The following is a 24,448-nucleotide window of genomic DNA, read 5'->3' as shown; positions in this document are numbered from 1 at the left end:
CTGCAAAAGGAAAATTCACAATTTCAAGATAAAAAACCTATTAAATTTTTGTTAAATTTTTTATTGCACCTGCGGGTAATTAAATTTATTACTAGTTAGCCAGGTATATTTCGTGGCCAACAGAACAATTAAAAATAACCAACAGGACAACCTATGACAACCAAACCCGCCGCTGAAATCTGCGCGGCACCGGGGCTTTTTCAGACGTTAAAAACATTTCCTGCAACCGTACACGCGCTGCTCTTTTTTACCTTCGTCATACGGTTTAGCTATTTTATGGCATGGCCCTTTATCGCCGTGATCATGACCCAGAATTACCATATGTCTCCCATCGCCATTGGCGTGGCGATGACCAGCAGCGCCCTGATCTCGGTGGTGCTCGGCATGTACGGCGGGCAGATTTCGGACCGCATGGGGCGGCGGGTGATCCTTCTGTTGGGGTGCGGGTTTTCCGCCGTGGGCTATATCACGCTGGCACAGGCGAGCGGGATGGGGCTGTTTATCACCGGCCTGATGATCATCGGGGTCTGTTTCGCCTGGGTCGATCCCCCGGTGCGCGCGCTGATGAGCGATCTGCTGGGCGATCGCCGTCGCCGGGCGCTGGCCCTGCAAATGCGCTACTACCTGATCAACGTCGCGGCGGTGTTTGGCCCGCTGGTGGGGCTGGTCTTTGGCCTGACATCCCAGAAGGGGACTTTCCTGATCACGGGCTTAACCTATCTGCCATTTTTCGTCTATGTACTGCTGTTTATCCCGGCGGGGAAACTGGTGGGTGAGCCACAGTCCGGCAGCGCGCCGGCCATCAGGCTGCATCAGATGATGGGGATTATCGCCAAAGACCGAATCTATGTTGCGGCGCTGCTGTGTAGCATCTTGTGCAGTATCGTTTTTATCCATTATGAAGCCGTCCTGCCGCAGTATCTGATGCTACTTGATGGCAACTGGGCGATGAAGCTCATCACCCTGATCCTGGTCACCAATGCCTGCACCGTGCTGGTGTTTCAGAGCCTGATTGTGCGGTTTATGGCGCAGATTAACCTGCCGAAACGGATACTTCTGGGCGGCGCCATTTTCGCCTTATCGCAGCTCTGCTTTTTTGCCACCCGTTCAACGGAGGTGTGGATCTGGCTGACCTTTACCGCCGTCTTCAGTATGGGGGAGGCGATTCTGATGCCGAACCTGAATATTTTGCTCGATCAGCTTGCGCCGGCGGAGCACCGGGGTGCCTATCTGGGGGCTTCAACGTTATCGACGCTGGGGGTCGCGGTCGGGCCGTTAATCGGCGGGGTGATGCTCGCCATGACCGGGGCGGGGGTATTTATCTGCACTGCCTTGCTCAGCCTGCTGCTGTGCGCGATTATTTATCTCAGCAGGGCACGGATGCTGGCACGTTTGCAGGAGACATAAAAGCACCGGGGAGTGATGCGTGCACCACTCCCCGGCGAGATTTTCAGCGTTGAATCTTACGCCGCGACCAGGCTGTCGATAGCCGCTTTCGCATCGTTCTGCGCTTTGGCCGCCACTTCCGGACCGTAAGCGATACCTTCAGCAAAGACGAAGTTCACGTCGGTGATGCCGATGAAGCCTAGGAACAGGGTCAGGTACGGCGCTACCAGGTCAGTTGGGGTATCTTTGTGAATACCGCCACGGCTTGAAAGCACAATCGCACGTTTACCGGTGACCAGACCTTCTGGTCCTTTCTCGGTGTAGCGGAAGGTGACGCCCGCACGCGCTACCAGGTCGAAGTAGTTCTTCAGCTGGGTCGGGATGTTGAAGTTATACATCGGCGCGTTAATCACGATCACGTCGTGGGCTTTCAGCTCGGCAATCAGCTCATCGGAGAGCGCCAGCGCTTCCTGCTGACGTGGCGTCAGCGGCGCATCGCTCGGACGCAGGGCACCCACCAGCTCACCATCCAGTACCGGAACAGGCTGAGCGGCCAGATCGCGGACGGTAATTTCGTCACCGCTGTGCTGTTCACGCCACTGTTCAACGAAATAATCAGACAGCTGACCAGACTGAGAGTACCCTGCCAGAATACTGGATTTAAGAACTAATACTTTGCTCATGGGTGATTCCTTTGTTGTATTTGATGAGGGGGTTGCCCCGTTGCTTGCTGACACTCTATTCACAATCCTGTCGCAGGGATAGCGCAATATATCGAAGTCTATGTTCGAATTTTTTGAATAAGGCGCAAAAACCCGCGATGTGGTACTCTATAGCAATCATTACAAAGAGATTTTATCCGGCAGTGCACTGCCCGTTAACGCTATGACAGAACAACAGAAATTAACCTTCCCGATGCTTATGCAACAGCTGGATCCGCTGATGTTGCGTGACAAACAGCGCTTTGCCCGCCGCCTGCATGGGGTGAAGAAGGTTAAAAATCCTGATGCACAACAGGCCATCTACCAGGAGATGGCGAAAGAGATTGAACAGGCGGCGGGTAAGGTTGTGCTGCGCGAAGCCGCGCGTCCGGCGATCACCTACCCGGAAAACCTGCCCGTCAGCCAGAAGAAACAGGAAATTCTCGAAGCCGTGCGCGATCACCAAGTGGTGATTGTGGCGGGGGAGACCGGTTCGGGTAAAACCACCCAGCTGCCAAAAATTTGTATGGAGCTGGGGCGCGGGCTTAAAGGCCTGATTGGTCATACCCAGCCGCGTCGTCTGGCGGCGCGGACGGTGGCGAACCGTATTGCCGAAGAGCTGCAAACCGAGCCGGGCGGCTGTATCGGCTATAAGGTGCGTTTCAGCGATCACGTCAGCGACAACACCATGGTCAAGCTGATGACCGACGGGATCCTGCTGGCGGAGATCCAGCAGGACCGGCTGTTGATGCAGTACGACACCATCATCATCGATGAAGCGCACGAGCGCAGCCTGAACATCGACTTCCTGCTGGGCTACCTGCGGGAGCTGCTGCCGCGTCGCCCGGATCTGAAAGTGATCATCACCTCGGCCACCATCGACCCGGAACGTTTTTCGCGTCATTTCAACAATGCGCCGATTATCGAAGTCTCGGGGCGCACCTATCCGGTTGAGGTCCGCTATCGTCCGATGGTGGAAGACGCCGACGACACCGAGCGCGATCAGCTCCAGGCCATTTTCGATGCGGTGGATGAGCTGGGAAATGAAAGCCCGGGCGATATCCTGATCTTTATGAGCGGCGAGCGCGAAATCCGCGACACCGCCGACGCGCTGAGCAAGCGCGATCTGCGCCATACCGAGATCCTGCCGCTGTATGCACGTCTCTCCAACAGCGAGCAGAACCGCGTCTTCCAGGCCCACAGTGGTCGCCGGATCGTGCTGGCGACCAACGTGGCGGAAACCTCCCTTACCGTGCCGGGCATTAAATATGTGATCGACCCCGGCACGGCGCGTATCAGCCGCTACAGCTACCGCACCAAGGTGCAGCGACTGCCGATCGAGCCGATTTCTCAGGCCTCCGCCAACCAGCGTAAAGGCCGCTGCGGACGTGTATCGGAAGGGATCTGTATCCGACTCTATTCGGAAGACGATTTCCTCTCACGCCCGGAGTTTACCGACCCGGAAATTCTGCGTACCAACCTGGCGTCGGTTATTCTGCAGATGACTGCCCTCGGGCTGGGCGATATCGCCGCCTTCCCGTTTGTGGAAGCGCCGGACAAGCGCAACATCCAGGACGGCGTGCGCCTGCTGGAGGAGCTGGGGGCGATCACCACCGACGAGCAGGCCACGGTCTACAAGCTGACCCCCATGGGGCGCCAGCTCAGCCAGCTGCCGGTTGACCCGCGCCTGGCGCGGATGGTGCTGGAGGCGCAAAAACATGGCTGCGTGCGCGAGGCGATGATCATCACTTCGGCGCTCTCCATCCAGGATCCGCGCGAGCGTCCGATGGACAAACAGCAGGCCTCCGACGAGAAGCACCGCCGCTTCCACGATAAAGAGTCCGACTTCCTTGCCTTTGTAAACCTGTGGAATTACATCGGCGAGCAGCAGAAAGCGCTGTCCTCAAACCAGTTCCGCCGTCAGTGCCGGGTCGATTTCCTTAACTACCTGCGGGTGCGCGAGTGGCAGGATATCTACACCCAGCTGCGCCAGGTGGTGAAAGAGCTGGGCATTCCGGTCAACAGCGAGCCGGCGGAGTACCGCGAAATTCATATCGCGCTGCTGACCGGTCTGCTGTCGCATATCGGCATGAAGGATGCCGATAAGCAGGAGTTTACCGGGGCGCGTAACGCCCGCTTCGCTATCTTCCCCGGTTCTGGCCTGTTCAAGAAGCCGCCGAAGTGGACGATGGTGGCCGAGCTGGTGGAGACCAGCCGCCTGTGGGGCCGCATTGCCGCGCGTATCGATCCGGAGTGGGTCGAACCGGTGGCGCAGCACTTGCTGAAGCGCTCATACAGTGAACCGCACTGGGAGCGGGCGCAGGGGGCGGTGATGGCGACCGAGAAGGTCACCGTCTACGGCCTGCCGGTGGTGGCCGCGCGGAAGGTCAACTACAGCCAGATCGACCCGGCGCTCAGCCGTGAACTGTTTATCCGCCACGCGCTGGTGGAGGGCGACTGGCAGACGCGCCACGCCTTCTTCCGGGAAAACCTTAAACTGCGCAGCGAAGTGGAAGAGCTGGAGCACAAAACCCGTCGCCGCGACATCCTGGTGGATGACGAGACGCTGTTTGAGTTTTACGACCAACGCATCAGCCACGACGTGATTTCTGCCCGCCACTTTGACAGCTGGTGGAAAAAGGTCAGCCGCGAGACCCCGGACCTGCTCAACTTTGAAAAGAGCATGTTGATCAAAGAGGGGGCGGAGCAGGTCAGCAAGCTCGACTACCCGAACTTCTGGCACCAGGGCAACCTCAAGCTGCGCCTGAGCTACCAGTTTGAACCGGGCACCGATGCGGACGGCGTGACCGTGCATATCCCGCTGCCGCTGCTCAACCAGGTGGAGGAGAGCGGGTTTGAGTGGCAGATCCCCGGCCTGCGCCGTGAGCTGGTTATTGCGCTCATCAAATCCCTGCCGAAGCCGGTGCGCCGCAACTTTGTGCCTGCGCCGAACTACGCCGAGGCGTTTTTAGGCCGCGCCACGCCGCTGGAGCTGCCGCTACTGGATTCGCTGGAGCGCGAGCTGCGTCGCATGACGGGCGTTACCATCGACCGGGAAGACTGGCACTGGGATCAGGTGCCCGATCACCTGAAAATCAGCTTCCGGGTAGTGGATGATAAGAATAAAAAGCTGCAGGAAGGCCGCTCCCTGACCGAGCTGAAAGAGGCCTTAAAAGGCAAGGTGCAGGAGACTCTCTCTGCCGTGGCCGACGACGGTATCGAGCAGAGCGGGCTGCATATCTGGAGCTTTGGTCAGCTGCCGGAAAGCTACGAGCAGAAGCGCGGCAACTACAAGGTGAAAGCCTGGCCGGCGCTTGTGGACGAGCGCGACAGCGTGGCGATCAAGCTGTTCGATAATCCGCAGGAGCAGCAGCAGGCGATGTGGCGCGGGCTGCGCCGTCTGTTGCTGTTGAACATCCCGTCGCCGATCAAATATCTGCACGAGAAGCTGCCGAACAAGGCCAAGCTGGGGCTCTACTTTAACCCGTACGGCAAGGTGCTGGATCTGATCGACGACTGCATCTCCTGCGGCGTGGACCAGCTGATCAACGCTGCGGGCGGCCCGGTCTGGACCGAAGAGGGCTTTGCGCAACTGCATGAAAAAGTGCGCGCTGAACTCAACGAGACGGTGGTCAACATTGCGAAGCAGGTCGAGCAGATTCTGACTGCGGTGTTCAATATCAACAAGCGCCTGAAAGGGCGGGTAGATATGACCATGGCGCTGGGGCTGTCGGACGTGAAGGCCCAGATGGCCGGGCTGGTCTATCGCGGGTTTGTGACCGGCAACGGCTACAAGCGTTTGGGGGATACGCTGCGCTATTTGCAGGCGATTGAAAAACGTCTGGAGAAGATGGCGATCGACCCGCACCGCGACCGGGCGCAGATGCTGAAGGTGGAAGCGGTGCAGCAGCGTTGGCAGCAGTGGCTGAACAAGCTGCCACCGGCCCGCCGCGATGATGAAGATGTACAGGAGATCCGCTGGATGATCGAAGAGCTGCGTGTCAGCTTCTTTGCCCAGCAACTGGGGACACCGTATCCCATCTCTGATAAGCGGATTTTGCAGGCGATGGAGCAGATCTCGGCTTAAAATCGCCGGGCGGCGCATGCGCTTGCCCGGCCTACAATATTGCATTGAAGCAATGGAGTCGTTTCGGTTAATAAAAGGCTAACAGCGGCTCCCTGGTCCGGCTGAAAATCGCCGAAGCGTTTCCGGAAGGCCGGGGCGAGGCGCAGGGACGCGCCGAGAGGGCATAGCCTGCATGGATGCAGGCTGGTGCCCGACCCGAAAGCCTGAAGGAATAAGCTGAGGACAAAATTGCCGGGAGCAATTTTGGACAGCGCTTGCGCTGGCCCCGAAGGGGTGAGCCCCAGGGACGGGGCGAACAATCCGCGAAGCGGCGATTTTCTTGCCGGGAGCCCGGGTCGCCAGGGCGGTGGCGATTGAGCCGCCCTGGCACGTTCACCGGTTCGGATGTATCAGAGAAGCAAGGAACGTGAGGTGAACGGAACCACCACCGGTGCCGCATGTAACAGCACCCCTCCCGCAGGGCCGGTAAGCGGTGTTTACCCGTTCACCATCGCCAGCGTAAATCCATCCCATCCTTTCACGCCCACCGTCTGTAACGCGGTGGCGGTCAGGCGCGGGTTATCGCCGATCATCTCGATAAACCGCCGCACGCCATGCACCCGGGCGTCATCGCTCTGGCCGTTAACCACTTCTCCGTCCCGCACCACGTTGTCGCCGATAATCAACGTTCCCGGCCGGGAGTAGTGCAGCGCCCACTCCAGATAGCCCGGGTTATTCGGTTTATCGGCATCGATAAAGATCAGATCGAAGGGCGGGATCGCATCGAAGCGCTCAAGGGAGAGCAGGGCCGGGCCTTCGATAAGCTCAATACGCTGCTCCAGTCCCGCCAGATGAATGTTCTGCCGGGCGACCTGAGCGTGAACCGGGTCGGCCTCCAGCGTGATCAGCTTGCCATCCGCGGGCAGGGCGCGCGCCATCCAGATGCTGCTGTAGGCTCCCAGGGTGCCAATCTCCAGGATCCGCCTTGCCTGGGTCATGCGCACAAACAGCGCCAGTAACTGCCCCTGATTGGCGGCGACGTCGTGCGCCGGTAACCCAGCGCGCTGGTTATTATCAAGGACCTTTTGCAGCACCTCATCCTGAGGAATAAGCTCGGAAATCATGTAATTATCTACGTCAGACCACAGCTGTTGCATAGATTGACTCCTTAGTGCGTATATTGCCCGGCGGCGCTACGCTTGCACGGGCCTACGAAACCTGCAGGCCGGGCAAGCGTAGAGCCGCCCGGCGTTTACGGTGCCGACCAGCCGCCGCCCAGCGCCTTATACAGATCGATCTGCGCCAGCAGCAGGTTATTTTTCGCCTGCACCACGCTGGTCTGCACCGAGAACAGCGTGCGCTGGGCGTCGAGCACGTCCAGATAGGATGAATAGCCGTTGCGATAGCGGTTCTGGGCGATGCGCAGCGTCTCCTGGGCCACCGCCTGCTGCGCCACCAGCTCGGTCAGCTGCTCGCCATAGCGGGCGATGGCATCCAGGCTGTCGTTCACCTCTTTAAAGGCGTTACGCACGGTTTTTTCATAGCTGTAGAGCGCTTGGTTGCGCTGCGACTGGCCGATATCCACTTGGGCATTCAGCGCCTGACGGTTCAGCAGCGGGGCCAGAATACTGCCGCCGATGCTCCACAGCTCCAGCGGGTTGTCCAGCAGGCCGGGCAGGGTACGATCTTGGATCGATCCGCTCGCGGTCAGGTTGATCGACGGCAGCAGGCTGGCGCGCGAGGCCGCAAGCGAGGCATCGGCCGCGATCAGCTGGCGTTCCGCCTGCACAATATCCGGGCGGCGATTAAGCAGCGACGAAGGGAGCTGCGACGGGATACGCAGCGGCGTCAGGGCATCGAAATCCGCGCTGCGGGCGATGCTCCCCGGGTTGCTGCCCAGCAGCAGGCTGAGCGCATTCTCCTGACGGGCAATCTGGTTCTGCACCTGCGGGATCTGGGCGCGCGTCGAACGCAGCTCGGAGTCGGACTGCATCAGCTCCAGGCGCGAACTGTAGCCGGTCTGATACTGCCGCTGTGCCAGATTAAAGGCCTCTTCCCGCGCTTTCAGGGTCGACTGCGTGACCTTAAGCTGCTCATCCAGCGCCAGCAGGGTGACGTAACCCGAGGCCACCGAGGAGGCCACCGTCAGATCTGCCGCGGCGGCGGCGGCTTTTTGCGCCTCGAGGCTCGCCCGGGCGGCGTCGGTGGTGCGGCGGTTCGCCCCCCAGATGTCCACGTCATAGCTGGCGGTCAGGCTGCCTTTGTAGAGCGCCCCGTAGGTGGGCAAACCGGTCGCCGCCGACTGGGAACGGGCGCGACCCGCATTCAGATCGGCATCCAGGGTCGGAAACAGACTGCCTTCACTGGCGTAGACCCGGGCCTGGTACTCGTTGATACGCTCCCGGGCAATCAGCACGTCGCTGTTGTTGCGCAGGGCCTGGTCAACGTAAGCGTTGAGCTGGCTGTCGTGAAAATTGCGCCACCACATCTGCTCAGCCGGGCTGGCGGGGCCGGTAGCGGCGCGCCACTGGGCGGGGATCTGTAGCGTCGGCTTCGCTGGCTCAACATCCACCGACTGGCAGGCGCTCAGGGCTGCGGCAATCAGCAGGGCGGTTAGCGGGCGGCGGATCATTCTGCCTCCCCGGTATCAATAGTTACCTGTACCGACATCCCCGGACGCAGCCGCGCGGCGTCTTCTGCCTTACCCAGCACCTCAATGCGTACCGGAATACGCTGGGCGATCTTGACGAAATTGCCGGTGGCGTTATCCGGCGTAATGGCGCTGAACTCCACCCCGGTGGCGGGGGAGATGCTCTGCACCCGGCCCTCATAGGCTTTGTCGTTCAGGGCGTCGACGGTGAATTTCACCGGCTGGCCGACGCGCAGGTTCGCCAGTTGGGTCTCTTTGATATTGGCGATCACCCAGTGCTGCGGCGGCACCAGGGTGGTGAGGTGAGTACCGGCGGTCACATAGGCGCCCAGGCGGACGGCAATCTGCCCGAGCTGGCCGTCGCGCGGCGCCACGATGCGGGTGTTTTGCAGGTCGATCTGCGCCAGCTCAAGGGCCGCCTTCGCGTTTTCGACGTCAGCCTCCAGCGCGGCGCGGTTAACGATGGCGGTTTGCAGATCCTGGCGCGACATCTCCAGCGTGGCCTTCGCCTGGTCGATATCGGCGCTGCCCTGGGCGGCACTCGCCAGCGCCGCATCCCGCTCACGGATCGACAGCGAGCCATCGGCGGTAAGATCTTTTACGCGCTTGAGGTCAGCCTGGGTTTTCTGGCTCTGCGCGCGGGCGTTTTTCAGTGCCGCCTCGTTACGCTGGATCACCGCCTCGGCGCTTTTGCGCTGTTGCAGGTTGTTGTTCAGCGCGGCTATTTTCATCGCCAGCTGGGCTTCAGCCTGGTGTACCCGCTGGCGGTAGATACGATCGTCAATCTGCAGCAGCAGGTCGCCTTTCTTTACCTGCTCAAAATCCTGCACCCTGACCTCGGTGATGTAGCCGTTCACCTGCGGGCTGATAAAGGTGGTCTGGCCGCGCACGTAGGCGTTATCGGTAAACTGGGTATGGCGGGTAAACGGCGGTAACTGCCAGGCGTAGAGGATCACCAACACGCCAACGATGCCAATGGCGGCAGCGGCGAACACTGACACCACGCGCAGATTATTACGGGTACTGGCCTGCTCTTTAGCGGCATCCTGCTGACTCATAACCACTCCTGGGAACGCACAATCATCATTATTGTATAAACCATTATTTACTGCCGGTGGCCTTTCTCAGCGCCAGACGGGCAGTGATACGCAGGCGCAACAAGCGCCATAAGATCCAGACCAGCGTGGCGGTGGCAATGCCAGCCGTCAGAAGATAAGTATCGTTGTAAGCGAGAATATTTGCCTGCAGCGTGCTGGCGTTCTGTAGTTGCAACGCCGACTGGGTGCTCAGCAGGGCGCTGTCGCCAATCAGGCTCCGGTACATCTGGCTGTAGATCTGCAGGCGCTCGTTCACCAGCGGATTAAGGCTGGTGAGCTGTTCCGCCAGCAGGCTGGAGTGGTACTTCTCACGCCAGGTCTGGAAGGTGCCGAGAATGGCGGAACCCAACAGGCCACCGATATTCTGGCTCATGCCGAACAGCACCGAAAAACTGACCAGGTTTCGCGGATCGGCAATGACGCCGCCAATCCCGGCCAGCATCGCCGGGGCAAGGAAGAAGGCGCTGCCGAACCCGAGCAGGAACTGGCTCAGCATTAGCTGATCCGGGCGGGTGAGGCTGCTGGACTGGCTGTCGAGCAGCGAGGCGATAATCATCAGCACCAGCGAGGTGACAATCGGCCAGGCGAGCTTTGTCGGTTTGATGGTCAGGCAGCTGGCGGCGATGCCGCAGAGGATCCCGACAAAAATTGCCCAGGCCAGATGGGTCATCTGCTCGTTCTGCAACCCGACATACTGCAACCAGCCAATCACCCCGGTATTCTGCTCCGCCAGCACGATGCGGATCAGCAGCATGATCAGCCCCAGGCGCAGGATGCTGCCGCTGGAGAGCCAGCGGGTATTCAGCAGCGGGTTGCTGCGGTTATGCTCAAAGACAATAGCTGAGACAATCAGCACCAGCGAACCTGCCAGCGCCCAGCCGATCCACGGCGTTTCAAACCACCACTCCAGCCGCCCAAGGGAGAGCACCGCGCAGAGCAGCGCCATCCCCGGAGCCAGCAGGATAAAGGTGATGAAATCTTTCTTCTCGAACACCTTACGCCGGTCGCCAGGGGGCAGCTTGAGGGCGATGACGCAGCCCAGCGAGATCAGCGCCAGACCCAGCTCAAAGAGATAGAGCCCGCGCCACTCGTCCAGCTGCAGCAGTTCAGTGGAGAAGAGCCGCGCAATGGGGATCGCCAGCGACGAACCGGTGATGCCGATAGTCAGGGCCTTCAGGCGGTGTTTCGCCGGCCAGGCCTGGATCTGATAGTAGATCCCGAGCGAGCTGAGCGCCGCGGCCACCATGCCGTGGACGGCGCGCACCATCAGGGCCGAGCTGAGATCGTTGACGAAGAGATGAAAGAAGGTCACCAGCACATAGAGCACCAGGAACCCTTCGGTGAAGGCGCGCAGGCCAAACTGCTGGCGAAACTTCACCAGCAGCAGGTTAATCGACACGTTGGTCATTACGTACACTGCGGGCAGCCAGGCGATCTCGGTGGACCAGGCGGCAAAGGTGCCCTGCAGATTTTGCAGGTTGGCCGAAACCATGGCATTGCCCAGCGCGCCGGTAAGGCATACCAGCAGTCCCACCACACCGTAGGCTACCCGTTTGGGCGTGCTGTGGATCGGGGTGGAAGGGGAGCCTAACAGCATCGGCTTTTCGTGAGGCTGCCACTCGCGAGGAGCATAGGGGTCGCGTTGGGGCAGTCGCATAGCGTTTATTACCTGTAGCATTGATGATAGTTAGTGGGCTAATGATTCTACGTCTGACGCAAAGTCTGTTTCAAGTGAATATGATCAAGAGGAGTTAAGCAAATGTGAACTAAAATATTTCAGAGAGATCCTCTGTTAAGCGACGGCTCGCGCGTTATTCTGAACGTCATTGCTGGAAGGAGGTAACGATGACTCTCACACGCTTCCCATCCCTACCGGATAAAACCCTGTCTGCGGTCAATACCGTCGGCGCCTGGCTGGCCGAAGATAATTTGCCTTACAATCCACCCGCGCTGCAGGCCGATCTGGTTGTGCTGGCCGGTAATGCGGTAATCCCTGCCATCGACGCGGCCTGCCGCCTGGCGTCGGAGCTTGCCGTGCCGCTGTTGATCAGCGGCGGGATAGGCCATTCCACCACCTTCTTATACGCCGCCATCGCGCAGCATCCGCGCTATAACAGGGTGCGCACCACCGGCAAAGCCGAGGCCACCATTCTGGCGGAGATCGCCCGGGAGTTCTGGCATATTCCGTCGGCGCGTCTGCTGGTGGAAGATCAATCCACCAACTGCGGTGAAAATGCCCGCTTCAGCGCCGCGACGATCCTCCATCATCAGCTAAGGGTGACGCGCGGGATAGTGGTCCAGGACCCGACCATGCAGCGGCGGACCATGGCGACCTTTGCCCGCGTCTGGCGCGATAAATCAGATGCCCCGGAATGGACCAGCCATCCCGGCATTGTGCCGCAGCTGCAAAACAGTGATGAGGGCCTGGTGTTCCGCGGCGGCGGCGAGGGGCTGTGGCCTGTCGAGCGCTATCTGTCGCTGGTGCTGGGCGAGCTGCCGCGCCTGCGGGATGACATCAATGGCTACGGTCCGCTTGGCCGCGATTTTATCGTGCATGTTGATATTCCGTCCGAGGTGGAGGCGGCCTGGCAGATCCTGCGTCATGACGCCGTTCTCACCGAGGCGCTGGCGAGCCGCTCCCTGCTGTAACCTTGCCCGTTTGCGTGAAACTCATCGCAAACGGGCAACCTGATGTTGTCGGGATGAAATGATTTACGCCTGCTGACCCGTTTCTTTTATGAGATATCTCACAAAAACAGCGCGATAGGCTGGGATTGCGGATCGGGAACTGTAGTTTTTAACAATAATTTTACTTGTTAAAAACAGTGTAATTACAGGAGCGAGTCATGACAGTACCCGTACAACATCCTATGTATATCGATGGACAGTTTGTAGCCTGGCAGGGTGATGCCTGGATTGATGTCATCAACCCAGCCACCGAAGAGGTCATTTCCCGTATTCCCGACGGCAGCGCCGAAGATGCCCGCAAGGCGATTGACGCCGCCGAACGCGCCCAGGAGGCCTGGGAGGCACTGCCTGCCATCCAGCGCGCAGGCTGGTTACGTAAAATCGCGGCAGGCATTCGCGAGCGCGCCAGCGAGATCAGCGCCCTGATTGTGGCCGAAGGCGGTAAGATCCAGCAGCTCGCGGAGGTTGAGGTCTCCTTCACCGCCGACTATCTCGACTACATGGCGGAGTGGGCCCGCCGCTACGAGGGTGAAATTATCCAGAGCGATCGTCCGGGCGAAAACATTCTGCTGTTCAAACGCGCCCTGGGCGTCACCACTGGTATCCTGCCGTGGAACTTCCCGTTCTTCCTGATTGCCCGCAAGCTGGCACCTGCGCTGGTGACCGGCAACACCATCGTGATTAAGCCGAGCGAGTTCACCCCAAATAACGCCATCGCCTTCGCCAAAATCGTCGACGAGATCGGCCTGCCGAAAGGGGTCTTTAACCTGGTACTGGGTCGCGGGGAAACCGTGGGCCAGGAGCTGGCGGGCAACCCGAAAGTGGCGATGGTCAGCATGACCGGCAGCGTGGCCGCAGGTGAGAAGATCATGGCCGCCGCCGCGAAGAACATCACCAAAGTGTGCCTGGAGCTGGGCGGTAAAGCCCCGGCTATCGTGATGGACGATGCGGATCTTGAGCTGGCGGTGAAGGCGATTGTCGACTCGCGAGTGATCAACACCGGGCAGGTCTGTAACTGCGCCGAGCGCGTCTATGTGCAGAAGGGCATCTACGACCGCTTTGCAAACCGTCTGGGCGAGGCGATGAAAGCGGTGCAGTTTGGCAACCCGGCCGAGCGTAACGACATCGCCATGGGGCCGCTGATCAACGCCGCGGCGCTGGAGCGTGTTGAGCAGAAGGTGGCGCTGGCGGTAGAGCAGGGGGCGAAAGTGGTGCTGGGCGGCAAAGCGGTGGAAGGTAAGGGCTACTTCTATCCGCCGACGCTGCTGCTGGACGTGCGTCAGGAGATGAGCATCATGCACGAAGAGACCTTCGGGCCGGTGCTGCCGGTGGTGGTATTTGACTCCCTGGAGGAGGCGCTGAAGATGGCCAACGACAGCGACTATGGCCTGACATCCTCGATTTATACCCGGGATCTGAACGTGGCGATGAAGGCCATTAAAGGGCTGAAGTTCGGCGAAACCTACATCAACCGCGAGAACTTTGAAGCGATGCAGGGCTTCCATGCGGGCTGGCGTAAGTCCGGGATCGGCGGCGCGGATGGTAAACACGGCCTGCACGAGTATTTGCAGACCCAGGTGGTCTATTTGCAGTCGTGATAAACACGCCGGGTGGCGCTGCGCTTACCCGGCCTACAAAACGGCAAACGGCATCATACACGTAGGCCGGATAAGGCGAAGCCGCCACCCGGCACCCCAGGCTTACACCTTCGTCGCAATCCAGTTCATCATCAGTTCCGGCCAGACGGACACCGGCAGCCCCTGGGCATCGCGGATGCCAAATCCATGCTTCCCGCGCTCGAACAGATGCATCTCAACCGGCACCCCAACACGGCGCAGGGCGCTGAACATCGCCAGGCTGTTCTCAACCTTCACCGCCGGGTCGTCGGCGGCATGCAGCAGGAAGGTCGGCGGGGCGTCGAGGGTGACGCGCTCTTCCAGCGAGTAGCGATGGATCAAATCCTCGCCAGGGTTGTCCCCGATCAGCTCATGGCGCGAACCTGAATGATGGTGCTCGTCACGCATGGTGATCACCGGATACACCAGCGCCATAAAGGCCGGACGGGCGGGGTACTCGTCGACGGCGTCCAGCGGGGCGTATACCGTTTCGTCATGGCGGGTACCGAGGCTCGCCGCCACGTGCCCGCCCGCCGAGAAGCCCAGTACCCCAATACGGGCCGGATCCAGCTTCCACTCCCCGGCACTGGCGCGGATCACCCGCATGGCGCGCTGAACGTCGGCCAGCGGCGCGTCGGCACCCTCCTCATGACCATCCCCCGGCATGCGGTAGGTCATCACAAACAGGGTATAGCCGCGGGCATTAAAGAAGGAGGCCAGCGCGCTGCCCTCTTTATCCAGCACCACGCGGCGGTATGAGCCGCCCGGCGTTACCAGGATGCCCACCCCGTTAGGTTTGTTTGGGGCATAGACGGTTATCTCCGGGGCGCGGATACCGGTGACGGCGCGATCAAAGTGGGAGGTACCGGTGTGGTGGGGTTCCGGGGTAAAGACGGCATCGCTGGTCTGTGCCCCCGGGGCTTCATTATCGGGCCAGAGGGTAAAGGTGGCCGAACGGCTGACGGCGTGGGCCATATTCTGTTCGAGTGTTTCGCGGCTGAGTGCTTCCATGGTAACGCTCCCTCTCTGGAAAGCGTTTGTTATAGCAGGGTTAACGGAATGAAAACCTGAACAGTTTCACAGGTTGCGGACAGCTTTGCTGTCCGCAGGGGAATTACAGCGCAGCGAACTTATCCAAGGTCCGCACCAGCTGGGTGACAAAGCCGTATTCATTGTCGTACCAGGCGACGGTTTTCACCAGCTGGACATCGCCCGCCTCGGTGACCTCGGTCTGGGTGGCATCGAATATCGACCCAAAGTGCGAGCCAATCACATCGGATGAGACAATCTCCTCGTCGGTATAGCCGAAGGATTCATTGCCTTCGGTGGCCTTTTTCAGCGCCTGATGGATCTCATCCACGCTCACTTTTTTCTCCAGAATCGAGACCAGCTCGGTGACGGAGCCGGTTTTGACCGGCACGCGCTGGGCATGGCCTTTCAGCTTGCCGCTCAGGGCGGGGATCACCAGCCCAATCGCCTTGGCCGCGCCGGTGGTGTGCGGGATGATGTTTTCTGCTGCGGCACGGGAGGCGCGCAGATCCTTGCCGCGCGGGCCATCCACCAGCGCCTGGGTGCCAGTATAGGCATGGATGGTGGTCATGGTGCCTGCCTTGATGCCAAAGGAATCCTGCAGTACTTTTGCCAGCGGGGCCAGGCAGTTGGTGGTGCAGGAGGCGACAGAGATAATGGTGTCGCTGGCCTCGATCGTGTCGTCGTTAACGTTAAAGACGATGGTTTTCATCTCACCGGCCGGGGCGGAGATCAGCACTTTTTTGGCACCCGCGTCCAGATGGGCCTGGGATTTCTCCTGCGAGGTGTAGAACCCGGTGCACTCCACCACCAGATCCACGCCTGCGGATCGCCACGGGATATTTTTCGCCTCTTTTTCGGCAGACACCGAAATGGACTTGCCGTCGACGATCAGCGAGTCTTCTGTGAAGTCGACGCTCCAGGGGAAGGGGCCATAGTTAGAGTCATGTTTTAACAGGTAGGCCAGCACTTTCGGCGACGTCAAATCATTAATCGCCACCACGCTATTACTGTCCTGCGTTTCCAGCAACCGACGGAGAACCAGTCGGCCAATACGACCAAAACCGTTAATGCCAATCTTACTCATGATCTTCTCCTGTGTGATGTACGGGACGATGAACTCATCCAGGATTAGACCATGAAGCCCAGCGAGGCAATTGAAGATGGCTCATCTGCACGGAAGTTTTTGAAAAATAGGGGACAATAATTAATGAATTTTTAGCTGAAGCTGGGTTATTTTACGTTTTTTAGCCTTCTGTTCAGGAAAGACTATGCGCAATAAATACACCGGCCTGCAAATTACGATCCACTGGCTGGTTTTTCTGCTGGTGATCGTGGCCTACTGTGCCATGGAGTTTCGCGGCTGGTTCCCGCGCAGCGACCGCCCGCTAATCAACATGATCCACGTCTCCTGCGGGATCTCTGTTCTGGTGCTGATGGTCGCGCGTCTGCTGGTGCGTCTTAAGTATCCCGCGCCGCCAATCGTGCCTAAGCCAAAACCGATGTATACCGGCTTATCCCATCTGGGGCACCTCGCCATCTATCTGCTGTTTATTGCCCTGCCGCTGATTGGGCTGGTGATGATGTATAACCGGGGTAATACCTGGTTTGCGTTCGGGCTGGGGATGCCGCACGCCGCCGAGTCCAATTTTGACCTCGTGGACACGCTGAAAGCCTGGCACGTCACCCTGGCGAAGCTGGGCTATTTCGTTATCGGGATCCACGCCTTTGCCGCGCTGCTTCACCACTACTACTGGAAAGACAACACTCTCCTGCGCATGATGCCGAAAAAACGCTAAGGGGATCGTGTGTCCCGTAAGCTGCGCAAAGTGCTGTTTGCTACCGGCATCGGCCATTTTGTCGAATGGTTTGATTTCGGGCTTTACGGCACGCTGGCCGCGTTTATTGGCCTGCACTTTTTCCAGGCTGAAGATCCGGCGTTGGCGCTACTGTCGTCCTTCGCGGTGTTTGGCGCCGGATTTGTGATGCGTCCGCTGGGCGGGCTGTGGTTTGGCTCCCTCGGGGATCGCATCGGGCGCCGCAAGGTACTGACGACCGTGATCATTTTGACCTCGGGCGCCACCTTTCTGATCGGACTGCTGCCCACTTATTCGCAGGTGGGGCTTCTCGCCACGGTGCTGCTGGTGCTGGTGCGGCTGATTCAGGGATTTGCCGCCGGGGGCGAAAGCGCAGGGGCCACCACCTTTCTGGCCGAATATGCCCCCGCCCACCGCCGGGGCTACTTTACCTGCTGGATCGATAACTTCGGCTTTCTGGCCTTTGTTGCCGCCTCTGGCCTGGTGTTGCTGCTCACCACGGTGCTGGGAGAGGCGGCGATGAATGAGTGGGGCTGGCGCATTCCGTTTTTGCTCGCCGGGCCGCTGGGCTGGATTGGCCTCTACCTGCGCACCCATCTTGAAGACTCCCCCGCGTTTCTGGCCTTAAAGAGAAGCAATCATACGGAGGCCGCCCCGCTGTACACGGCGGTCACCACCGAGCGACGCGCGCTGGGCTTCTGCATCGGTTTTGTGGTGATCAAGGCGGTGGGACACTGGATGTTACAGGCTTTTATTCCCGCCTACCTGACGACGGAGCTGCACTTTCTGACGACGCAGGCGTACATTATTACCACGTTCGGGCTCCTGGCTGTCGCGGTGATGGTGCCCTTTATGGGATATCTGTCGGACAGGTTTGGCCGCAGGCCGCTGATGCTGGCGGGCTGCGTGGGGTTTATCCTCCTGAGCTGGCCTGCCATGGGATTGATGGCGCAGGGCGATATCGTCTACGCGCTACTGGCGATGCTGCTGCTGGGGATCTGCATTGCCGCCTTTGACGGGGCCAGCTGCGCGGCTATCGCGGAGCTGTTTCCCACCCGCATTCGCTTTGGCAGTATCGCCATCGCCTATAACCTGGCGGTGGCGTTCTTTGGCGGCATCACGCCGTGGTTTTCGACCTGGCTGGTTATAAAGAGCGGCAATCCACTCTCACCCGCGCTGTTTGTCATGGCGGCCGCCTTGATCACCTTCCTGACAGTATTACGGGCGAAAGAGACCGCCGGACTGCCGCTGCGTCGCTACGTACGGCATAAAAAAACCCGGCGGGGAAGGCCGGGCAAATAACAAAGCACAACAAATGTTGCATCACTTAACAGCTGATTACTTCAGATCGCGGTGCGCCATAGCGTTGACCAGGTAAGACTGACGCTGACTGAGCCTCACTTCACTGTCAGCGTCACGGCCCCTGATGATATTGAGCGCCGGGCCGCCGCTATCCGGTGAACGGGTACACTCCGCATCCTCCGGAATTATCCAGCCGACATCATCACGGGTGCGATGATTATTGCGTGCGTTACGAACTCTGCGTCTTAAATGCATACTCTAACCTCCGTATAATTTATCGGGCTGCGTTTGCATAGTGTGGCAAAATTGCCGCTCGGTACGTCCATGAATATATTGTCTGACATATCGCGGTTAGCGGAAAATATATCGCAGCGGATTACGCTGCGGGTTTGCGTCCGCCACCACGACTATTTTGTCCGCCTTTTTTCCCCGCTTCGGATGCCCGCTGCGGGTCGTTCTTGAAGTTACCGCCGCTACTCTGTCCGCCTTTACGGCCCGCCTGGGATGCACGCTCCCGGTCTTCTGCGAAATTGCCGGAACCGCCTCGATGATTAGCCATAACTTGTCTCCAGTTTTTCGTTGAGAATACTTTAAGGAAAACTAACTTCCTCAAATGCGTGCACAAATAAATGTAGACAGAACGGAACAAACGTCAATAAGCCTCCCGATGCGTTTTTTGCTTGTTCATGGCTAACAAATTTTAATTTTTACCGGCTCCAGGAAATATATCCTCGCTAATAAATAAGTTAGCCTCCCTTATATATCTGACGAATAATTTTCAGGTGATAAAAGGTGTTTACAGATTCATAAAATAATTCCCTCTCTGAGGAAATTTGAGATAAGTCTTAACGGCTTTGTTCAAGCTCAATGGCCGCGCTGACCCGTAAATCGGGTGGCTGGCAGGTGATCAGCTGGGCGCTGATTATCGCACTACCTTTCATGGTGGTTGCCGCTCTGCTGACAATGCCTGCATCATTGCATGGGACAGGCTTTTCGGGCTGGGGCTCCCGCCACGCTGCTGCATGAGAGGGTGAGCCCGTTGATGGTGTTTATCACCTTTGGCGTGATTCTTTGTGTCGTGGGATCACGAAAATTTTGCCGCTAATTTTATAAGGGATTCAGGATGTTTACAGGTCTGAGCGCATTTCCTCTCACGCCGTTGGTGAAGGGTGAGATTGATGAAAACGCCTTTGTTGCGCTGATTGAGGCGCTGGCGGCAGCGGGGGTAAATTCCATCGGCGCGCTGGGCTCCACGGGGTGTTACGCCTACTTAACCCGGGAGCAGCGTTTTGCCGCCACAAGGCTGGCGGTGAGCGCTGCCGCGGGCGTGCCGGTGATGACCAGTATCGGCAGCGTCAACGCGGAAGAGATCGTGAGACTGGCAGAGGATGCGCAAAAGGCCGGAGTGAGCGGCCTGCTGCTGGCCCCGCTCTGTTACCAAAAACTGACGGCGGAGGAAGTGTTCCGCCTGTACGAGCGCGTCTGCGGTGAAATTTCCGTTCCACTCTGTATCTACGACAATCCGGCGACCAGCGGCTTTGAATTTAATGATGAACTGCTGGTGGCGCTGTCGTTTTTACCCAACATGGGGTCCATCAAGCTCGGCGATCTGCCAGCCGATCTGGCTGGCGCGGCAGCCCGTGTGGCGAAGCTGAAAAATCAGGTGGCAGCGGGGGTGACGATTGGCATCAGCGGTGATGCGCAGTCGGCTGCCGGTCTGCTGGCAGGGTGCGACGTCTGGTACTCGGTGCTGGCCGGACTTTTCCCGGATTATTGCCTGCGGTTGACGCAGGCGGCGCTGCGGGGGGATGTGGAGGAGACCCGGCGGCTTAACGGCGCGCTGGAGCCGTTATGGGGATTCTTCCGTCGATACGGGAGCTTGCGGGTGATTGCGACGGTGGCGGAGTTGCGTGGGAGAGTTGCGGCGCCGTGTTTACCTTTTCCGTTGCAGACGCTGGCGGGGGCGGAGCGGGATGCGTTGCAGGAGGTGGCTGAGCAGGTTTTGTAGGCCCGTGCAAGCGAAGCGCCGCCGGGCAATGCGCGGGCGGCCTGGCGATATCACCGAACTGATGGCAGAGGAGCGGGAGCGTGCCCGCACCCTCTGTATCCTTCATCAGCCTGTTTGAAGGCCTCCAGTCCAGAAAACATTTACAAAACAAATATTTCTAATTGCAATAATCACTTGTAAGCGAAGCGGTTAAGTAATAAACCGTCGTTGTCGGCCTGCGACTTGATTGCGCTTCGCGCCACGACTACTGTATATAAAAACAGTATTCGAGGAACGAATCATGGAGTTTTACCAACTTTCAGCGCTGCGCGAGGTGATTGCGCTCCCCCTTTTCAGCGATGTGGTGCAGTGCGGTTTTCCCAGTCCGGCCCAAGACTATGTTGAACAGCGTATCGATTTAAACAAATTACTTATTCAGCACCCCAACTCGACCTACTTTGTGAAGGCGGCCGGGGATTCGATGATTGACGCGGGGATCGGCGACGGCGATCTGCTGATTGTCGACAGCGCCAGAACGGCGCAGCACGGGGATATTGTTATCGCCGCGGTGGAGGGGGAATTTACGGTAAAACGCCTGCAGCTCCGACCCCGGGTGCAGCTTAACCCCATGAACAGCGCCTATTCGCCCATCCTCGTGAGCAGCGAAAACTCGCTCGATATCTTTGGCGTGGTGACCTATATCGTGAAGTCGGCGGATTAGGCGGGAACAGGCCAGAAACTTCTCGCCGCCGCTGAACGTCTCGCCCTGGATAAAGGCTGTACGCAGATTGAGCTTTCAGGCAGTGAGAGACGCGTCAGGGCGCATAATTTTTATGAAAATAACGGTTATAAAGAGGTCAGGAAGCGCTTCGTCAAGCGCCTCGCTGACCCCTCCCTCTGAAAGATTATGCGCCAAAGGCACTGTCGATGGTGTGCATGGCGCCTGTCACGAATGACGCCTCCGGGCCCGCCAGCCAGGCGACCATTCCCGCCACCTCTTCAGGCCGCCCGTGTCGTTTAATTGCCATAAAGCTGTGCATCAGCTCCTTCATCGGGCCACTCTCCGGATTTGCATCGGTATCGATGGGGCCGGGCTGCACGACGTTAACCGTGATCCCGCGTGGACCAAAGTCACGCGCCAGGCCGCGCGCCAGCCCTTGCAGTGCCGATTTACTGACCGCATAAGAGGCCATCCCCGGAATGGGCATACGATCGCCATTCACAGAACCGATGACAATAATGCGTCCGCCGTCCGGCATTTGCCGGGCCGCCTCAACCGCGGCATGGTAAGGCGCGTGAATGTTGATCTGAAAGAGGCGATCAACGGCGTCGCTATCCTGCTCCAGCGCATCGCCAAAGAGCGCAATGCCCGCGTTGACGACCAGAACATCCAGCGGCCCGCTGTCGCGCACCAGTTTTATCACCGCATCCCGGTCGGCGCTGTCGGTCTGTACCGCCACACTTCCGGTTTCAGCGGCCAGCTGCGCGGCGGCGTCTGGCGATTCCGCATAACTGAACACCACCGATGCGCCCTCGGAGGCAAAGCGCCTGACGATAGCCGCGCCAATGCCACGACTTCCGCCTAAAACCAGTACCGATCTCTTTTGCAGTGCAGCCATAAAACGTTCCTTATGATATTGTAGTGATCATTACAATATGCGTCGGCTATGCGTGCCGTCAAGGAGTAATGTAGTGATCACTACAAAAAAGAGCCGTACCCCAGGACGGCCTCGCCGGTTCGATCCTGAGCAGGCCATTGAAACCGCCCAACACCTCTTTCACTCGCAGGGTTATGACGCGGTGAGTGTGGCTGATCTGACAAAGGCGTTCGGCATTAATCCCCCCAGCTTCTATGCCGCCTTTGGCAGTAAGTTGGGGCTCTACACCCAGGTGCTGGAGCGGTATAGCCATACTGGCGCGATCCCCTTTACTGAACTCTTGCGTCACGACCGCCCGGTGGCGCAGTGCCTGATGGATGTTCTGCACGAAGCGGCAAAACGCTATGTGAGCGATCCGACGGCAGCCGGGTGCCTGGTACTGGAAGGGATCCATTGCAACGATCGGCCTGCGCGCGAGGCGGCAAGCGAATTGCACACGGCCGCGGAAGAGACTATCCGGGCCTATATTGCTCAATACTATCCGCACGAAGCCGTTCGGCTGACCGACTTTATCAGCACATTGATGGCGGGACTGTCGGCGAAAGCGCGGGCAGGGGATAGTCTGGTGCGTCTGCAGGAGACCGTACGCCTGGCGGGTCTGGCCCTGCAGCCGTTACTTCCGCGCTGAGGCCAGACCCGGTTCTTATTGCGTGGGGATCAGATGGTCTGTCCGCCCGACACCTCGATACGCTGGGCGGTCACCCACCGGTTGTCGTCACGCAGCAGGCTGGCGACCATCGGTCCGATATCATCGGGAACGCCGACACGCCCGAGCGCGGTCATGGCGGCAAACTGTGCGTTAACATCGGCGTTGTCGCGCACCAGGCCGCCGCCGAAATCGGTCTCAATGGCCCCTGGCGCGACGGTATTGACGGTGATACCGCGTCCGCCCAGCTCGCGGGCCATATACACGCCCAGCATCTCAACGGCCGCTTTTGCCGCGGCGTAGGCCGAAAATCCTGGGTAGGAAACCCGGGTCAACCCGGACGAAAAGTTAACGATCCGCCCGCCGTCGGCCAGCAGCGGCAACAGCGCCTGCACCAGGAAAAACACCCCTTTGACGTGAACGTCGAACAGCCCGTCGAACTGTGCTTCGGTGGTATCAGTAAGGGTGGCAAACTCCCCATGACCGGCGTTGTTAATCAGATGATCGAAGGTGTCGCGCGCCCAGACTTCAGCAAGCTGCGTGCGCAACGTTTCGGCAAAGCGCGGGAAACTTGCCGTCTGCGCCATATCAAGCTGGAGGGCCATCGCTTTGCGTCCCAGCGCGCGGATCTCCGCGACAACCGCTTCAGCCTGCTCAGTGTTTCCTCTGTAAGCGACAATGACATCACCCCCCTGTTTTGCAATGGCGAGGGCGGTACGACGGCCGAGGCCACGGTTGGCACCGGTGATAAGTGCGATTTTATTCATGACAGCTCCTGTCTGTTGAGTGGTATCACTACAGTAGGAGAAGCCCCTCTGTGGCCATTGCCCGATCCTTGTGAAGTTTTGCCCATTTCTCTTTCAGGGAGGTGCTCTGTCGCCAGTTATCACATACTATCGTTTAAAAACTTGCCCGAAAGGATCCTATGCCTGCTGCACTGTTCGAGCTTTGTCGCCGTTATGCTGATATCCACGCCGACCGTAGCGGGGTGGCGGTTACGCCGGTGCCGGGGTTAACCCTTATCCGGGCTTTGCATCCCGGCGAGCTGCAGGCTGCCATCAACAGACCGCTGATTGCGATGCTGTTGCAGGGACGCAAATGCGTCACGACCGGTACTGAACGTTTTGACTATGGCCCGGGCGAGGCGATGGTGATTGCTGCGGATGTGCCGACGATCAGCCAGATAACGCAGGCCAGCCTTCGCCATCCCTACTATTCCCTGGTGCTCGAGCTGGATACTGCCATCCTGCGTGAGCTTCAGGCGCTGGCACCCGCAGGGCAGGGTGACGGGCCTTACGTCGGCATTGAACCAATGAATGCCGGGGTGGCGGATGCAGCTTACCGGCTGGCAAGACTGTTTGACGACCCGCCCGCGCTGGCGGTCCTGGGGGAGGGATTACGCAGAGAGCTGCATTACTGGCTGCTCCGTAGCGTACACGGGGCGGCTATCCGTGCCCTTGGCGCAGCAGAGAGCTATTCCGCACGCATCAGCCGCGCGGTCGCGGTTTTGCGTAAGGATTTTACCCGCACGATAAGCGTTGAAGAGCTTGCCGGCGTGGCGGGAATGAGCGTTTCCGTGTTCCATCAACATTTCCGGGCTATCACCACCACCTCGCCGTTACAGTTTCAGAAACAGCTGCGTCTAATCCACGCCCGTCGGCTGATGCTGACAGAAGGAACCGCCATCGCTCAGGCGGCCTACAGGGTAGGCTATGCCAGCGTGTCGCAGTTCACCCGGGAATATGCCCGGATGTATGGCGTGCCGCCGGGGCGTGACAGGCGGCTGGCTAAAGCCAGCGCCTGAG

Annotated in this window: 21 protein-coding genes and 2 pseudogenes; 12 read left to right on the top strand and 11 right to left on the bottom strand. The window is 59.1% G+C overall.

Annotated features, from left to right (window positions below):
* Positions 1–153 precede the first annotated feature (153 nt).
* Complete coding sequence (locus tag GNG26_RS12175; RefSeq protein WP_156238972.1) at positions 154–1,407, top strand: MFS transporter; 1,254 nt, start codon at positions 154–156, stop codon at positions 1,405–1,407.
* 56 nt (positions 1,408–1,463) lie between these two features.
* Here the strand turns inward: GNG26_RS12175 and azoR are convergent, their stop codons facing one another.
* Positions 1,464–2,069: an FMN-dependent NADH-azoreductase gene (gene azoR / locus GNG26_RS12170; protein WP_103179784.1), complete on the bottom strand. Its 606-nt coding sequence runs from the start codon at positions 2,067–2,069 to the stop codon at positions 1,464–1,466.
* A 202-nt stretch (positions 2,070–2,271) separates the two neighbouring features.
* On the opposite strand from azoR, the gene hrpA reads away from it, so the two are divergent.
* Entirely contained in the window at positions 2,272–6,174 is a 3,903-nt protein-coding gene (gene hrpA / locus GNG26_RS12165; protein ID WP_156238971.1) for an ATP-dependent RNA helicase HrpA, read from the top strand.
* A gap of 476 nt (positions 6,175–6,650) precedes the next feature.
* On the opposite strand, the gene GNG26_RS12160 is transcribed toward hrpA, so the two are convergent.
* The 4 genes from GNG26_RS12160 to GNG26_RS12145 form a co-directional block, all read right to left on the bottom strand.
* On the bottom strand, positions 6,651–7,310 hold the full coding sequence (locus tag GNG26_RS12160) for an O-methyltransferase (protein ID WP_156238970.1): 660 nt from the start codon (positions 7,308–7,310) through the stop codon (positions 6,651–6,653).
* A gap of 95 nt (positions 7,311–7,405) precedes the next feature.
* Complete coding sequence (locus tag GNG26_RS12155; RefSeq protein ID WP_156238968.1) at positions 7,406–8,785, bottom strand: efflux transporter outer membrane subunit; 1,380 nt, start codon at positions 8,783–8,785, stop codon at positions 7,406–7,408.
* Positions 8,782–9,861, bottom strand: a complete 1,080-nt coding sequence (locus tag GNG26_RS12150; protein WP_156238966.1) for an HlyD family secretion protein — start codon at positions 9,859–9,861, stop codon at positions 8,782–8,784. Before GNG26_RS12150 ends, GNG26_RS12155 begins: the two co-directional genes overlap by 4 nt.
* A gap of 43 nt (positions 9,862–9,904) precedes the next feature.
* The gene (locus GNG26_RS12145; protein ID WP_370463854.1) at positions 9,905–11,557 is read right to left on the bottom strand and encodes an MFS transporter; all 1,653 of its coding nucleotides are present in this window, start codon (positions 11,555–11,557) and stop codon (positions 9,905–9,907) included.
* Positions 11,558–11,745: 188 nt separating this feature from the next.
* On the opposite strand from GNG26_RS12145, the gene GNG26_RS12140 reads away from it, so the two are divergent.
* The gene (locus GNG26_RS12140; RefSeq protein ID WP_156238964.1) at positions 11,746–12,549 is read left to right on the top strand and encodes a YdcF family protein; all 804 of its coding nucleotides are present in this window, start codon (positions 11,746–11,748) and stop codon (positions 12,547–12,549) included.
* Between the two features lie 197 nt (positions 12,550–12,746).
* Positions 12,747–14,186, top strand: a complete 1,440-nt coding sequence (gene aldA / locus GNG26_RS12135) for an aldehyde dehydrogenase (RefSeq protein ID WP_156238963.1) — start codon at positions 12,747–12,749, stop codon at positions 14,184–14,186.
* Positions 14,187–14,288: 102 nt separating this feature from the next.
* Here aldA and GNG26_RS12130 read toward each other — a convergent pair whose 3' ends face one another.
* Both GNG26_RS12130 and gap read right to left on the bottom strand, forming a co-directional pair.
* Positions 14,289–15,215: an alpha/beta hydrolase gene (locus GNG26_RS12130; RefSeq protein ID WP_156238961.1), complete on the bottom strand. Its 927-nt coding sequence runs from the start codon at positions 15,213–15,215 to the stop codon at positions 14,289–14,291.
* A 103-nt stretch (positions 15,216–15,318) separates the two neighbouring features.
* Complete coding sequence (gene gap / locus GNG26_RS12125) at positions 15,319–16,320, bottom strand: type I glyceraldehyde-3-phosphate dehydrogenase (RefSeq protein ID WP_156238959.1); 1,002 nt, start codon at positions 16,318–16,320, stop codon at positions 15,319–15,321.
* 184 nt (positions 16,321–16,504) lie between these two features.
* On the opposite strand from gap, the gene cybB reads away from it, so the two are divergent.
* Together cybB and GNG26_RS12115 are read left to right on the top strand one after the other, a co-directional pair.
* On the top strand, positions 16,505–17,032 hold the full coding sequence (cybB, locus tag GNG26_RS12120; protein WP_156238957.1) for a cytochrome b561: 528 nt from the start codon (positions 16,505–16,507) through the stop codon (positions 17,030–17,032).
* A gap of 9 nt (positions 17,033–17,041) precedes the next feature.
* The gene (locus GNG26_RS12115; RefSeq protein WP_231604107.1) at positions 17,042–18,352 is read left to right on the top strand and encodes an MFS transporter; all 1,311 of its coding nucleotides are present in this window, start codon (positions 17,042–17,044) and stop codon (positions 18,350–18,352) included.
* A gap of 36 nt (positions 18,353–18,388) precedes the next feature.
* Here GNG26_RS12115 and GNG26_RS12110 read toward each other — a convergent pair whose 3' ends face one another.
* Both GNG26_RS12110 and GNG26_RS12105 read right to left on the bottom strand, forming a co-directional pair.
* Positions 18,389–18,607 (bottom strand): hypothetical protein, encoded by a 219-nt coding sequence (locus tag GNG26_RS12110; protein ID WP_103822130.1) that lies wholly within the window; start codon positions 18,605–18,607, stop codon positions 18,389–18,391.
* Between the two features lie 121 nt (positions 18,608–18,728).
* Complete coding sequence (locus tag GNG26_RS12105) at positions 18,729–18,911, bottom strand: general stress protein (protein ID WP_103179772.1); 183 nt, start codon at positions 18,909–18,911, stop codon at positions 18,729–18,731.
* Between the two features lie 311 nt (positions 18,912–19,222).
* On the opposite strand from GNG26_RS12105, the pseudogene GNG26_RS22700 reads away from it, so the two are divergent.
* From GNG26_RS22700 to GNG26_RS12090, 4 genes and pseudogenes are all read left to right on the top strand, one after another.
* Positions 19,223–19,457, top strand: a pseudogene (locus GNG26_RS22700) (EamA/RhaT family transporter); the annotation flags it as partial.
* Positions 19,458–19,475: 18 nt separating this feature from the next.
* Positions 19,476–20,360, top strand: coding sequence for a dihydrodipicolinate synthase family protein (locus GNG26_RS12100; protein WP_156238955.1), 885 nt, complete (start codon positions 19,476–19,478; stop codon positions 20,358–20,360).
* Positions 20,361–20,640: 280 nt separating this feature from the next.
* Positions 20,641–21,060 carry a translesion error-prone DNA polymerase V autoproteolytic subunit gene (locus GNG26_RS12095; protein ID WP_156238953.1) on the top strand — a complete coding sequence of 140 codons (420 nt, stop codon included), beginning with the start codon at positions 20,641–20,643 and terminating at the stop codon, positions 21,058–21,060.
* Positions 21,061–21,240, top strand: a pseudogene (locus tag GNG26_RS12090) (GNAT family N-acetyltransferase); the annotation flags it as partial.
* 4 nt (positions 21,241–21,244) lie between these two features.
* Here GNG26_RS12090 and bdcA read toward each other — a convergent pair.
* Positions 21,245–21,958: an SDR family oxidoreductase gene (gene bdcA, locus GNG26_RS12085; protein WP_156238951.1), complete on the bottom strand. Its 714-nt coding sequence runs from the start codon at positions 21,956–21,958 to the stop codon at positions 21,245–21,247.
* 76 nt (positions 21,959–22,034) lie between these two features.
* On the opposite strand from bdcA, the gene GNG26_RS12080 reads away from it, so the two are divergent.
* On the top strand, positions 22,035–22,625 hold the full coding sequence (locus GNG26_RS12080) for a TetR/AcrR family transcriptional regulator (protein WP_156240177.1): 591 nt from the start codon (positions 22,035–22,037) through the stop codon (positions 22,623–22,625).
* Between the two features lie 29 nt (positions 22,626–22,654).
* On the opposite strand, the gene GNG26_RS12075 is transcribed toward GNG26_RS12080, so the two are convergent.
* Positions 22,655–23,410, bottom strand: coding sequence for an SDR family NAD(P)-dependent oxidoreductase (locus GNG26_RS12075; protein ID WP_156238949.1), 756 nt, complete (start codon positions 23,408–23,410; stop codon positions 22,655–22,657).
* 158 nt (positions 23,411–23,568) lie between these two features.
* Between GNG26_RS12075 and GNG26_RS12070 the strand changes: the two genes are divergently transcribed.
* Entirely contained in the window at positions 23,569–24,447 is an 879-nt protein-coding gene (locus GNG26_RS12070) for an AraC family transcriptional regulator (protein WP_156238948.1), read from the top strand.
* Position 24,448 lies beyond the last annotated feature (1 nt).

Source organism: Leclercia sp. J807 (assembly GCF_009734465.1).
Classification (GTDB): domain Bacteria; phylum Pseudomonadota; class Gammaproteobacteria; order Enterobacterales; family Enterobacteriaceae; genus Enterobacter.
Note: the sequence above shows the minus strand (reverse complement) of the source record. Positions and strands in the feature narration are given on the sequence as shown.

Coding starts and splice junctions, on each gene's coding strand:
- GNG26_RS12175 (WP_156238972.1), top strand. CDS start 154: ATGACAACCAAACCCGCCGCTGAAATCTGCGCGGCACCGGGGCTTTTT.
- azoR (WP_103179784.1), bottom strand. CDS start 2,069: ATGAGCAAAGTATTAGTTCTTAAATCCAGTATTCTGGCAGGGTACTCT.
- hrpA (WP_156238971.1), top strand. CDS start 2,272: ATGACAGAACAACAGAAATTAACCTTCCCGATGCTTATGCAACAGCTG.
- GNG26_RS12160 (WP_156238970.1), bottom strand. CDS start 7,310: ATGCAACAGCTGTGGTCTGACGTAGATAATTACATGATTTCCGAGCTT.
- GNG26_RS12155 (WP_156238968.1), bottom strand. CDS start 8,785: ATGATCCGCCGCCCGCTAACCGCCCTGCTGATTGCCGCAGCCCTGAGC.
- GNG26_RS12150 (WP_156238966.1), bottom strand. CDS start 9,861: ATGAGTCAGCAGGATGCCGCTAAAGAGCAGGCCAGTACCCGTAATAAT.
- GNG26_RS12145 (WP_370463854.1), bottom strand. CDS start 11,557: ATGCGACTGCCCCAACGCGACCCCTATGCTCCTCGCGAGTGGCAGCCT.
- GNG26_RS12140 (WP_156238964.1), top strand. CDS start 11,746: ATGACTCTCACACGCTTCCCATCCCTACCGGATAAAACCCTGTCTGCG.
- aldA (WP_156238963.1), top strand. CDS start 12,747: ATGACAGTACCCGTACAACATCCTATGTATATCGATGGACAGTTTGTA.
- GNG26_RS12130 (WP_156238961.1), bottom strand. CDS start 15,215: ATGGAAGCACTCAGCCGCGAAACACTCGAACAGAATATGGCCCACGCC.
- gap (WP_156238959.1), bottom strand. CDS start 16,320: ATGAGTAAGATTGGCATTAACGGTTTTGGTCGTATTGGCCGACTGGTT.
- cybB (WP_156238957.1), top strand. CDS start 16,505: ATGCGCAATAAATACACCGGCCTGCAAATTACGATCCACTGGCTGGTT.
- GNG26_RS12110 (WP_103822130.1), bottom strand. CDS start 18,607: ATGCATTTAAGACGCAGAGTTCGTAACGCACGCAATAATCATCGCACC.
- GNG26_RS12105 (WP_103179772.1), bottom strand. CDS start 18,911: ATGGCTAATCATCGAGGCGGTTCCGGCAATTTCGCAGAAGACCGGGAG.
- GNG26_RS12100 (WP_156238955.1), top strand. CDS start 19,476: ATGTTTACAGGTCTGAGCGCATTTCCTCTCACGCCGTTGGTGAAGGGT.
- GNG26_RS12095 (WP_156238953.1), top strand. CDS start 20,641: ATGGAGTTTTACCAACTTTCAGCGCTGCGCGAGGTGATTGCGCTCCCC.
- bdcA (WP_156238951.1), bottom strand. CDS start 21,958: ATGGCTGCACTGCAAAAGAGATCGGTACTGGTTTTAGGCGGAAGTCGT.
- GNG26_RS12075 (WP_156238949.1), bottom strand. CDS start 23,410: ATGAATAAAATCGCACTTATCACCGGTGCCAACCGTGGCCTCGGCCGT.
- GNG26_RS12070 (WP_156238948.1), top strand. CDS start 23,569: ATGCCTGCTGCACTGTTCGAGCTTTGTCGCCGTTATGCTGATATCCAC.